9 protein-coding genes are annotated in these 12,214 nt (G+C 34.8%); 5 read left to right on the top strand and 4 right to left on the bottom strand.

Annotated features, from left to right (window positions below; translation table 11 throughout):
• Nucleotides 1-307 precede the first annotated feature (307 nt).
• From BLV64_RS00550 to BLV64_RS00540, 3 genes are all read left to right on the top strand, one after another.
• Nucleotides 308-607: a hypothetical protein gene (locus BLV64_RS00550; RefSeq protein WP_092131085.1), complete on the top strand. Its 300-nt coding sequence runs from the start codon at nucleotides 308-310 to the stop codon at nucleotides 605-607.
• 61 nt (nucleotides 608-668) lie between these two features.
• Entirely contained in the window at nucleotides 669-968 is a 300-nt protein-coding gene (locus tag BLV64_RS00545) for a hypothetical protein (protein ID WP_092131083.1), read from the top strand.
• 154 nt (nucleotides 969-1,122) lie between these two features.
• Nucleotides 1,123-2,496, top strand: coding sequence for a sigma-54-dependent transcriptional regulator (locus BLV64_RS00540; RefSeq protein WP_092131081.1), 1,374 nt, complete (start codon nucleotides 1,123-1,125; stop codon nucleotides 2,494-2,496).
• Nucleotides 2,497-2,505: 9 nt separating this feature from the next.
• Here BLV64_RS00540 and BLV64_RS00535 read toward each other — a convergent pair whose 3' ends face one another.
• The 4 genes from BLV64_RS00535 to htpG form a co-directional block, all read right to left on the bottom strand.
• Complete coding sequence (locus BLV64_RS00535; protein WP_092131079.1) at nucleotides 2,506-4,911, bottom strand: hybrid sensor histidine kinase/response regulator; 2,406 nt, start codon at nucleotides 4,909-4,911, stop codon at nucleotides 2,506-2,508.
• Between the two features lie 128 nt (nucleotides 4,912-5,039).
• On the bottom strand, nucleotides 5,040-5,987 hold the full coding sequence (locus tag BLV64_RS00530; RefSeq protein ID WP_092131077.1) for a tRNA dihydrouridine synthase: 948 nt from the start codon (nucleotides 5,985-5,987) through the stop codon (nucleotides 5,040-5,042).
• A 149-nt stretch (nucleotides 5,988-6,136) separates the two neighbouring features.
• Entirely contained in the window at nucleotides 6,137-7,981 is a 1,845-nt protein-coding gene (locus tag BLV64_RS00525; protein ID WP_092131075.1) for a Xaa-Pro dipeptidyl-peptidase, read from the bottom strand.
• A gap of 156 nt (nucleotides 7,982-8,137) precedes the next feature.
• Nucleotides 8,138-10,027 (bottom strand): molecular chaperone HtpG, encoded by a 1,890-nt coding sequence (htpG, locus tag BLV64_RS00520; RefSeq protein WP_092131073.1) that lies wholly within the window; start codon nucleotides 10,025-10,027, stop codon nucleotides 8,138-8,140.
• 235 nt (nucleotides 10,028-10,262) lie between these two features.
• Between htpG and BLV64_RS00515 the strand changes: the two genes are divergently transcribed.
• Together BLV64_RS00515 and BLV64_RS00510 are read left to right on the top strand one after the other, a co-directional pair.
• A complete protein-coding gene (locus tag BLV64_RS00515) occupies nucleotides 10,263-11,270 on the top strand; it encodes a 3-oxoacyl-ACP synthase III family protein (protein WP_092131071.1) in 1,008 nt (335 codons plus the stop codon).
• 581 nt (nucleotides 11,271-11,851) lie between these two features.
• Nucleotides 11,852-12,214 (top strand): CoA-binding protein, encoded by a 363-nt coding sequence (locus BLV64_RS00510; RefSeq protein WP_092131069.1) that lies wholly within the window; start codon nucleotides 11,852-11,854, stop codon nucleotides 12,212-12,214.

Here is a 12,214-nt window from a genome sequence, read left to right as displayed (position 1 = left end):
CGCGAAGATATGCAATTTAAGTAGGTTCAAAAAGAGACTAAATTATTTGATTTAAACATTTTTGTCTCCCTTAATGGGGTTGCCATTTTATAGGTTGGGTACTAAATATGGGTAAAAATTACACAATGATTGGGTAATTCCCCTTGGCTTACCCAAAGTTAATATTGCTAGATTTTTTAGTGAGAATATTTTATCCAGTTGATTATGAGGTTGTTAGGTGTTGTTTTTAGTTTTTAAAGAGACTTGGCACATTTGTTTCAATAGCTAAAGGGAAATCAATTAATAACAAACAAAAACATATAGCATTATGAGAAATTTATTTTTAGCAGCAGCATTAGTATTAGGAGGAACAGCAACTTACGCAACGACAGCGTTACCTGAACAACCAGTGGTAAATGAAATCACAGCAGAAGGATTTACTGAGATTTCAGCTGATAAATTACCGGAAGCCGTTTTAACCGCAGTGCAAAAAGACTTTGAAGGAGCAACGATTGCAAAAGCATACGTTAATGAAAAAGAGCAGTATAAATTAGAATTATCTGTAGAAGGAGCAGTGCAAACAGTGTATGCTTCTAAAACTGGGGAGTGGTTAAAAGAGGTTGAATAATTAGTGTTCGATCAATTTAAAAAAATAAGCAAATTAACAACAAACAAAAACATATAGTATTATGAGAAATTTATTTTTAGCAGCAGCATTAGTATTAGGAGGAACAGCAACTTACGCAACGACAACGTTACCACAACAACCCGTGGTGAATGAAATTACAGCAGAAGGATTTACTGAGATTTCAGCTGATAAATTACCAGAAGCCGTTTTAACCGCTGTACAAAAAGACTTTGAAGGAGCAACGATTGCAAAAGCATACGTTAATGAAAAAGAGCAGTATAAATTAGAGCTGTCTGTAGAAGGAGCAGTGCAAACGGTATATGCTTCTAAAACTGGGGAGTGGTTAAAAGAGGTTGAATAGATAATTTTAAAGTTTTAAAACCAAACCAGTAAAAGGTGAGATTTTAATCACAATTTTGATACGTTAGAAAAGCGCTTTTTTAAAAGCGCTTTTTTTATGCTTTTTTTTAGACACACACTATGAAATATGAATTATTTTTACAAAAAGAGTTAAAATGAAATCTATTTTATTGGTTGAGGATGATATTGCTTTTTCACAAATGCTGAAGCGTTTTTTAGAACGTCATAAATTCAATATTGTGTTATCGCACTCCATTGCACAGTCTAAATCTTTAATAAAAGAAGAACATTTTGATTTGATTTTTACCGACTTAAGACTTCCTGATGGAGATGGAATTTCTCTATTAGATGATGTCAAACACAGTCTGAAACACACACCGGTGGTCTTAATGACGAGTTATGCAGAAGTAACCACGGCAGTAAAGGCAATGAAAAATGGTGCCTTCGATTATATTTCTAAGCCTTTTAATCCCGATGAATTATTAGAGATTATAAAAAATGCTTTAGAGGAAAATCCGGAGACCTCAAAAGAAGGTGCTTTAAATACAAAAATCTCGGACACCAATAAAAAGCAAAAGGCTAAAAAGGAGTCAGCGACTTCTAATCCTACTTTTATTACAGGAATAAGTAAGGCTTCTAAAAAACTGTATGAATATATCGATTTGGTCGCGCCAACAGATATGTCGGTGCTTATAACCGGAGAAAGTGGAACAGGGAAAGAGGTGGTTGCAAAATCTATTCATTTACAAAGCACTCGAAGAGAGGCCCCTTTTATAGCTGTTGATTGTGGTGCCATTCCTAAAGAAATAGCTTCCAGTGAGTTTTTCGGACATAAAAAAGGATCTTTTACAGGGGCTTTTAATGATAAAATTGGTCATTTTGAAGCGGCTAATAATGGCACGCTTTTTTTAGATGAGGTAGGAAATTTATCCTACGAAAATCAGATTCAATTATTGCGAGCACTTCAAGAACGCCGTGTGAAACCTATTGGTAGTAATACCGAAATAGAAGTCGATATTAGGTTAATTACAGCAACGAATGAGGATTTATTAAAAGCAGTTGAAGCAAATACATTCCGAGAAGATCTCTATCATCGATTAAATGAATTTAGCATTCAAGTACCCAATTTATCTGAACGACAAAGCGATATTATTTTGTATGCCGATTTCTTTTTATCGAAAGCCAATACTCAGCTTAAGAAAGAAGTGGTAGGCTTTTCTTCAGAGGTTGTAAAGCGATTTCAAAATTATAGCTGGCCGGGAAATTTACGGGAGTTATCGAATGTTATTAAACGCGCTACACTATTAACAACTGGAGATTATATTGAAGTCACCGCACTACCTGAAAAGTTTAAAACTGATGCGCAACAAAAATCAGGAATCGAAAATTTTTCTAAAAAAGATAACGAAAAAGAACTGATTATTAACGCGCTAAACGAAGTGGATTACAACCGTACAAAAGCGGCTAAATTATTAAATATTACTAGGAAGACCTTGTATAATAAAATGAAGGAATACGATATTAACTAGGTTTAATTCTTAATTAAAATCATTTTCTAAAGACTCAATCAATACCTTTAAATGCGTTTTAAAAGAGTTAAACTCGACATTATCGGCGCTCTTAGCACTTTCGAAATAGTGTAAATAAGGTAAAATAGATTCAATTTCTAATTGATTAAACATGCTCAGCATTTTATGACTGATCTGATTGATATTAGAAAGATCTTTGCGTATAAAAGCTGCTTCCAATGCCTCTAAGTTATTCTTGGTATCCTTAGTAAAATTCCGCATTGTTTCTTCAATAGATTGCTTGTCATCACCTAAAAAAGAGATTAGATTTTTAAGGCTATAGTGATCACTTGTTTGATGGGGTGTAACCTTAGGGGTTACTTGATTACTAGTAAAAGAAAAATAGTCAGCTAAGGTTTTATTTAATGTTTCTGGAGAAAAAGGTTTAATGAGAACAGCCGAAAAACCGCTGTTAGTATAATGGCTTGCTTCAAGGCGCGTACGACCAGTCATCGCAATTACGGGATTGTTCTTATGAAAGTCACTGTTTTTTAGAGTTTCTAAAAAGTGAAACCCATTCATTTTTGGCAATTGAATATCGGTAAGTATCAAATCGTAAGCTATATCCGGTAATGCCGTTAAAGCGATTTGGGCATTTTCAAAATCGTAAACCTTTACCTTTTGTCTTTCAAGGATGTCCTTTATTAATTGTCTTAAGGTATCATCATCATCAATAACAACAACAGTCTTTAAAATGGGTTTACTTTTTTGTTTCTCAGTATCAGGAGCCGCTGTATAGGGAATTGAAAGTGTGAATGTGCTTCCTGCGTTTAATTTACTTGTTAGGGTTAAGTCACCTTGAAGTAGAGTTGCGATTTTTTTTGAAATAGTTAGCCCTAGTCCGAAACCACTTTTTAAACTCTTTGTACTGTTGGTAGCTTGGGTAAATTCCTTAAATATGAGGTGCTGTTGCGATTTGCTAATTCCAATTCCGGTATCGGAAACAGTAATGTGTAATTGTTTTTTATCCTCGTGCTCGTGCAGTCGTACAGCAACAGTAATAGTGCCGTTTTCTGTGAATTTATAGGCGTTTTCTACTAAGTTAAAAAGGATTTGTTTAATTCTAAACGGATCGCTAACAATGATTTCTGGGCAGTTTTTATTATAATCAATTTGTAAAGTCACAGGGCTTTTTGTAGTGTGGGGTTGTACCTGTAAGCAGACTTCTTGAATGCTGTTTTTTAAATTAAATGCCACCGATTCGATACTTATATTACCGTGTTCAAGCTTGGAGAATTCTAGTAAATCATCGACCAACTTTGCCATGTAAGTGGCGGCGTTTTTTATGTTTAGACTATAGTATTTAAGTTTTGTTTTCTCTTTTACGGTTTGTAACAATTCGCTGTAACCGGTTATCGTTCCAAGTGGAGAACGTAAATCATGACTGACCATAGAAATTAATTGCTCCCTGCTTTTTAGTAAATTCGATGTTTTTTCATTGGCAATTTCCAACTCTTCCCTATAACGTTGTGCCTTCCAAAAATCATTAAGAATTAAAAGCGAAAAAATAATAACACTAATAAAACTTACAATGGCCAAACTAATTAGAATTGAAATACTACGATCTAGTGTTTCGTTTCTGCTTTTTTGAATGGTATAATCGTAGGCTAAAACTTCAGACTCTAAAGTTTGTAATAAGTTTTTTAAATGCTTGGAGGCCGTTAAGTCAATTTCAACTAATTCTTGTTCTTTGTTTTGAAGCGATGTTTTTTGGGCTAGCGTTTTGGTTTGTACGTTTTTTAATAAAGCTCGTGAAACTGAGACTAAAGAATCAATTTTCTTTTGATTTTTAGTAACCAAGGTATCTACCGGACGGTATTTGTTTAATAATTCTACATATTCGATTAAGTTTTTTTTAGTTTTCGCGTTAAGGGCATTCGGGTTTTCTACAAAATCATTAATATTGAGTTTCCCTAATAAACCATCGATAGAGTTTAACTTGGTAATGGCATTGTTTAAGGTGGTTTCTGAGGAGTTTTCTAGTTTAATAGCTTTTAGCTCATTCATGTTTTGAAGCTTATTATTAAAAACAAGCTTAATACTATCGAGAATTTGTTTCTGATAATCACTACTAACAAAAGCATTTAAAGAATCAATTTTTAGTAGTAATAAATCATTCTTTAAAATATAATCATCGTATTTTTCTTGAGAGTTTAATTGAATAGCAGCACGTGCTAAACTTTCATTTTCGTATATATCGGCTATTAAACTTCCTGTTTTTAATATTTTTGTACGATCAAAAACATCTTCATTTTGGGTTTGTAAATAGGTTTTTACTTCCGATAATAATAAATAGCCTGAAATAACTACTAAAACCCCTAAGGTGATATAGCCAATAATGACTTTAAAAGTTATTTTTTGTTTAGAGGACTTCATTCTATAAAAATAACTATAGTCTAAGTATAATAAAACAGGCTTAACGTTAGATTAACGAAAAGCCTGAGCATTTTTTTAACAGTTTGTATTAGTATACATTGAATTATACCAATACTATATTTTTGTAGTTACCTTTCAGAAGATAATATTTCGGCTACGGCAGCTTGGTATTTTACTGGATTTGAAGCTTTTTTTATCTTCTTATAGGTTTTTTGCGGATTGGAAAAAGACTGAGAGAAATACTCCCAAAAGCCTAGCATTTTCATTTTTATAGGTGTCGGACCCGATAGGGTAGCATCATATTGATGGTAAATTTCATCGTGAAACTCCTTAAAGATAGTCCAACGATTTTCAGGGTATTCCGTAGTGTTATTTTTTATCATACTAGGCAGAAACGGATCAGCAATTAATCCGCGACCAATCATAAAATGATCTATCGATGGAAATCGGTCTTGCATGGCCTTAAAACCAGCAACCGATGTGATGTCGCCATTATAATAGAGTTTTTGTTTAGTCGTGCTTATGCATTTTTCAAAGGCTTCTAAGTTTACGCCTCCTTTATAGAGTTGCTTGCCTATTCGGGCGTGTATGGCAATGTTTTTTATCGGATACTTTTCTAGAATAGGGAAGGTGTGTAGAATTTCTTCTGGGGTTTCATAGCCCATTCTCATTTTCATCGAGACTAGAATATCCGTTTCAGTATGTGCGCGCTCTAAAATAGCGTCAATTTTATTGGGGTCACAAATTAATCCAGAGCCCATACCGCGATTGGTTACCATGGGGTAGGGACAGCCTAAATTCCAATTTAATTCTTTATACCCTAGATCTTGAACATATTTAGCTACAAATAAAAACTCTTCAGCGTCGTTAGTAATCACTTGCGGAATAACCTCTAAGGTCGTATTGTTTTCTGGTAGTAGATCGCGTTCGTAGGACGACTTTATTTTAAGCTTACCATTCAATCGAATGTAAGGCGCATAAAAGGTATCTATGCCGCCAAAGTATTTTTGCTGCGCGTTACGAAAACGGTAATCTGTAAAACCCTGTAAGGGTGAAGACAATAATTTAAAATTCATAGTATAAAATCTGCCACAAAGATAGTTGAATTGCCTTTTTAAAAAGTGTGCTTTTTATCAAAATAAGAGAATTTGTATGGAATAAAAAAACCACTCATAAATCTCTAAATTGATTTTTGAGTGGTTTAAAACAATTTGAAACGCTAGTATTACTGAAGCGTTGCTTTTTTATAAGTTGATTCACCTCCAACAATTGGTAGTGTTAAGGAGGTGTTTTGAAGATCTACCGTTAGCTTCGTGCCTGGTTTTGGTAAAATGGTAAATTCTGAATCACTAGAAAAAATCATCAATCCAATTTGCTGACCTGCAGGAATAATTTGATCGTCTGGCATTAATTTAAAAGTCATTTCATAAAACTCTCCCGGAATTAACGGTGCGCTTTCTGACAGCGATTTATGATTTTGAGGATCGGCCCAACCACGAGTGATAATGTTTTCTGTGATTTTTGCTTTTTTCTCTGTATTCCATGGTAAAGAGACTAACCACACAGATAGGTTTGCTGCCGACTTACTACTAGATAATCTTATGGTTATTTCGGCTTCTCCAGAAAGGTGTATAGCCTCTTTTAAAATAGGTGTTGTGTATAGCAACCTGTGTTTTGATGATTCTTCTTGCGCCAAATCACTTCCCGAAAAATTATAGTTGTCGGTAAGTGTTTCTTTTATACTTCTTTTGGGTTTTGTTGTATTTAAACTCCCATTGGCTAATCCGCCCTTTCCTAAAAATAAGCTTACTTTTTCTGCCTTCGGATTTGGGAAATTCTCGTATGCTGTAGGCGCATCGTTTTTATCGTTCTCACGAACTATCCACGCTTTAGCATCATTTTCGACACCATTATCTATCCCGTGTAAATAATGTGTAAACCAACGATTCATTAGGGTTAACGGTGGTGGTCCGCCGTGACCTTGTTGGTGGTAGTAAATTTGAGATGGGATACCTTGTTTTTCTGCTTGTTTGTAGATACGGTAACTGTGTTCCGGCATAACATTCCAATCATTAAAACCATGAGACATTAATAAAGCGGCCTTCATTGGTTTCATATGGTTTAAATAATCTCTACTCGCCCAAAATGCATTATAATCACCCGTTAACCGGTCCATATTAGGCACTAATTCAGTATCTCTAATCACCTTGTTGTTATGAGGTCTTTTTGCTTCATCTCCACTATGAATAAAATCATATAAAACATCAATATCTTCTCCTAAGTAACCACCTGGAGAACGCACTAATCCGTTAGATCTATAGTAATGGTAGTACGAGGTGTTTGGTGCAATTGGGATTATAGCTTCTAAGCCGTCTACACCAGTGGTAGCAGCAGCTAAAGGTAGCGTTCCATTAAACGAGGTACCTGTCATTCCTACTTTTCCTGTAGACCAATAGGCATCTACAGTTTCGTCACCATCGGGCGTTGTATATCCCTTAGCTCGACCGTTTAACCAATCGATAACAGCTTTTGGTGCTAAAGATTCATTTTCCCCTCCTAAGGTTGGAGCACCTTGCGATAAACCTGTTCCTGGAGAAGAAGAATGCACAACAATATAACCTCGAGGGACCCATTTTAATAGGTGGGAATTTGAGATTATCGGACGTTTTCCTTGGCGTTTTACTTCCGGGTGTACACGGCCTCTTGGTGCTGGCTCGCCTAGTTCGTGCTTTACATCCCACATAATACCATCAATATCGGGAGCGACACCTGCAAAATACGGACTCGTTACGTAAATAATTGGTAGTTGTAAACCTTCGGTTTCTGTTTGTTGCGGACGCGTTACTGCGACGTGAACACGATCTAATTGGTCGTCTCCATCTGTGTTTGTTTCAGTCTCTACCCAAAGGTCGTGGCGTATCCACGATTTCGGGTCGCTGAATGCTTTAACAATTTGAGCTTCTCCGTTTTCGAAGACGGGTTTTGCTTTTTCTTGCGCTGTTGTGGTTAATGACAGACAGGCGATTAACACAAAAGCAAATAAGGTGTTGATTTGTTTTTTTAGTACCATTTATATATGCGTTTATTGGTAGTTGACTATAAAGTCTCATTAGGTTTTATGTCGAGTATAGGTTCTGCCTAATAAGTAAAAGTAAATAAAAAAATCCACTTCAAAAGGATGAAGTGGATTTCTATTAAATAGGTGTCAAATAGAATAGACTAGCTATTATTTGATCATCTCGTAACTACGTTTTATAAAGTCACTTAGCTCTTTTCCTTTTAAAAGACCTTGAGATAAACGTGCTAAATCTAAACTTTGTGTAATTAATTGTTCTTTTTTCTCTTTAGCTTCAGTGGCTAAAATATCGCCAACTAATGCAGAGTTTGTATTAACCACAAGGTTGTACATTTCTGGCATATTACCCATGCCAAACATACCACCACCTCCAGAAGCTTGCATTTCTTTCATACGACGCATAAACTCTGGTTGCGTAATCATAAATGGAGCAGCATCGCTATCTAAAGCTTCTAGCTGTACCATAAACTTTTCTGAAGGAATGACTTCTTTTAAAAGCTCGTCTAAAGTTTTTGTTTCGTCTTCACTTAATTTAGAAATTGCTGAGTCTTCTTTTTTGATTAATTTATCAATAGAATCCGCATCTACACGAGCAAACGTAATGTTTTCTTTCGTGCTTTCTAGTTTTTGCATTAGGTGAGGTACGATTGGAGAATCTAATAATAGAACCTCGTAATTTTTAGCTTTAGCAGCCTCAATATACGTGTGTTGTGCATCGGTATCACTAGCATAAAGAAGTATTAATTTACCATCTTTATCTGTTTGGTTCTCTTTGATTTTTTCTGTTAACTCCTCGTAAGTGTAGTAATTACCATCTACTGTTGGGTATAATGCAAAGGCATCGGCTTTTTCGAAGAATTTATCTTCAGAAAGCATTCCGTATTCGATAACAACTTTAATATCGTTCCATTTGCTTTCGAAATCCTCACGGTTTTCATTAAAAAGAGACTTCAGTTTATCGGCTACTTTACGAGTAATGTAAGATGATATTTTCTTTACCGCTCCATCGGCTTGTAAGTAAGAACGCGATACGTTTAATGGAATGTCTGGAGAATCAATTACTCCGCGAAGCATAGTTAAGAATTCAGGTACAATACCCTCTACGTTATCTGTAACGTAAACTTGGTTTTGGTACAATTGAATTTTATCTTTTTGCATCGCCATATCCTGAGTCATCTTCGGGAAGTATAAAATTCCAGTAAGATTAAAAGGGTAATCAACATTTAAGTGAATATGGAATAAAGGTTCTTCGAATTGTGTTGGGTACAACTCTCTATAGAAACTTTTGTAATCTTTATCCTCTAACTCCGTTGGTTGTTTTGTCCACGCCGGGTTAGGGTTGTTAATAAAGTTATCGACAGTTATTTTCTCTGGTGTTGCATCTTCTTTTGCATCTTCAGGAAGAGGTAGTGTTTCTTCTTTTGTTCCAAATTTAATTGGAATAGGCATAAACTTGTTATACTTCTGTAATAAAGCACTAATTCTACTGTCTTCTAAAAACTCGGTAGAATCCTCTGCGATATGTAAAATAATTTCTGTTCCTCGATCTTGTTTGTCGCAAGTATCTAAAGTGAATTCAGGAGACCCGTCACACACCCAGTGAGCAGCAGGCTCATCAGCTTTATGCGATTTTGTCAGGATTTCTACTTTTTCAGCCACCATAAATGCTGAGTAAAAACCTAATCCGAAATGACCAATAATCCCAGAGTCTTTTGCTGAGTCTTTATATTTGTCTAAAAACTCTTCAGCTCCAGAAAAAGCAACTTGGTTAATGTATTTCTCTACCTCCTCGGCAGTCATTCCTAAACCTTGATCGATAATGTGTAGTTTTTTTCCTTCTTTATCGATTTTAACTTCGATAAAAGGATTACCATACTCAGATTTAGATTCCCCGATGCTTGTTAAATGTTTTAATTTTAAGGTCGCATCTGTACCATTACTAATTAATTCTCTTAAAAATATTTCGTGATCACTATATAAGAACTTCTTAATAAGCGGAAAAATATTTTCTACAGAAACATTAATATTTCCTTTTGCCATAATAATTAATTTATTTTTTTCTCGATAGATCGAGAAGTTGTTTGTTGTTTAACTCGTGGAAATATAATAGTCAACAAAAATGCCAATAGATAAAAAGTGACAAACTGTCAATATTGATTTCTTACTTTTATTAAAAAATAATTTTGTGTACTACGGGCTGAAAAGGTTAAATTGCGCCCGAATAACTTTTTATGTTGAAGAGTTATTGGTAACTTTTACGATTAAATAGAAATTTATGTATAATTCAAAAATTATAGGCTTAGGTCATTTTGTTCCAGAAAACGTTGTCACCAATGATGAGTTGTCTCAATTAATGGATACCAACGACGAATGGATTCAAGAACGTACGGGGATTAAAGAGCGTCGCTGGGTGAAAGATTCTGGTGATACGACATCCTCTATGGGGGTAAAAGCCGCAAAAATAGCTATCGAGCGGGCAGGAATTGATAAAGATGAAATCGATTTTATAATTTTTGCAACCTTGAGTCCGGATATGTATTTTCCTGGTCCAGGAGTTCAAGTTCAAGAAGCACTAAATATTAAGACCGTGGGTGCGTTAGATATTCGTAACCAATGTTCGGGCTTTGTATATGCTATTTCTGTAGCCGATAATTTTATAAAAACTGGAATGTATAAAAACATTTTAGTTATTGGGTCAGAGTTACACTCTCATGGATTAGATAAAACAACTCGCGGACGTGGCGTTTCAGTTATTTTTGGAGATGGTGCTGGAGCAGCAGTTTTAACACGTGAAGAAGATACGTCTAAAGGAATTTTATCTACACACCTGCACTCTCAAGGGGAGCATGCCGAAGAATTGGTATTAGTCGCTCCAGGAATGGGCAAGCGCTGGGTAAATGATATTATTGCCGATAACGATCCAAACGATGAGAGTTATTTTCCGCATATGAATGGACAGTTTGTATTTAAAAATGCTGTAGTCCGTTTTAGTGAAGTGATTATGGAGGGGCTTCAGAAAAATAAATTAACCCCTGAAGATATTGATATGTTAATTCCGCACCAAGCGAATTTGAGAATCTCACAGTTTATTCAAAAGAAATTTCAATTAAGCGATGACCAAGTGTTTAATAATATTCAAAAATACGGAAACACAACGGCAGCTTCTATTCCTATTGCTTTAACAGAAGCTTGGGAGCAAGGAAAAATAAAAACTGGTGATACCGTAGTTTTAGCTGCTTTTGGAAGTGGTTTTACTTGGGGAAGTGTTATTCTTAAATGGTAATCCAGGAGTCCAAACCGACTTGGTTTTGTCAATAAAATAAAAAAATCCCGAAGCATGCTTTGGGATTTTTAATGTATATACGTTAAGTGGTTGTGAGAATTTTATAAAAAGGAAGACTAATTCAAATAAAATATAATTCTTAAACTGCTTTCTGTATAAATGAAAGACCAAAGCCTTTCATTCTCTAAATAAAAAATCCTAGAAATTAATTCCTAGGATTTTTTTGCTATTAATCAACAATAATTAAAAAATCGAAGTATGATTTAAATTATTACTGCAAAGATAAGGCAATAAAAAGGAGTTGTTTTCTCATTTCTAGCAGTTTAGTACAAGTTTAACATTGCATTAAGTTTATATTAGTAATAAAAATTCTACAAATAGGATTAATCTTAAGAAGCTTGCAGTCAGAGGGTTGTGTGTTTGGGTGAATCTAAAGTCTTATAAGAAAAGTATAAAGGTGTTTTTAACAAAAAGTATATTTTGTACTTTGACTGTCTCTTAATTCTACAATAGAGTTGCAGATCTTAATTTATGCTATTAAATAAGAGAACATACATATACATTATTAAAACAAATTAAATATGAGTAAAAAAACAGTTGTTATTGGAGCCTCGTTAAAGCCGAGTCGGTATTCTAATATTGCCATTAATAGGTTAGCTGATTACAATCATGAAACTGTGGCAATTGGTTTACGTGAAGGTGAGGTTCGAGGCGTGGTAATAGATACCGAGTTAAAACCTTATAAAAATATTGATACCGTTACGTTGTACTTAAATCCGGAACGTCAAAAAGAGTATTATAATTACATTATGGGGTTGAGTCCAAAGCGTGTTATTTTTAACCCCGGAACCGAAAACCCTGAATTCTATGACCTTTTAAAAGCAGAAGGGATAGATTATGAGGTGGCGTGTACCTTAGTGTTATTGTCAACCAATCAATATTAA

The organism is Bizionia paragorgiae, from assembly GCF_900107625.1.
Classification (GTDB): Bacteria; Bacteroidota; Bacteroidia; order Flavobacteriales; family Flavobacteriaceae; genus Bizionia; species Bizionia paragorgiae.
The sequence above is the reverse complement of the archived record's forward strand: the minus strand, read 5'-3'. Positions and strand labels throughout refer to the sequence as shown.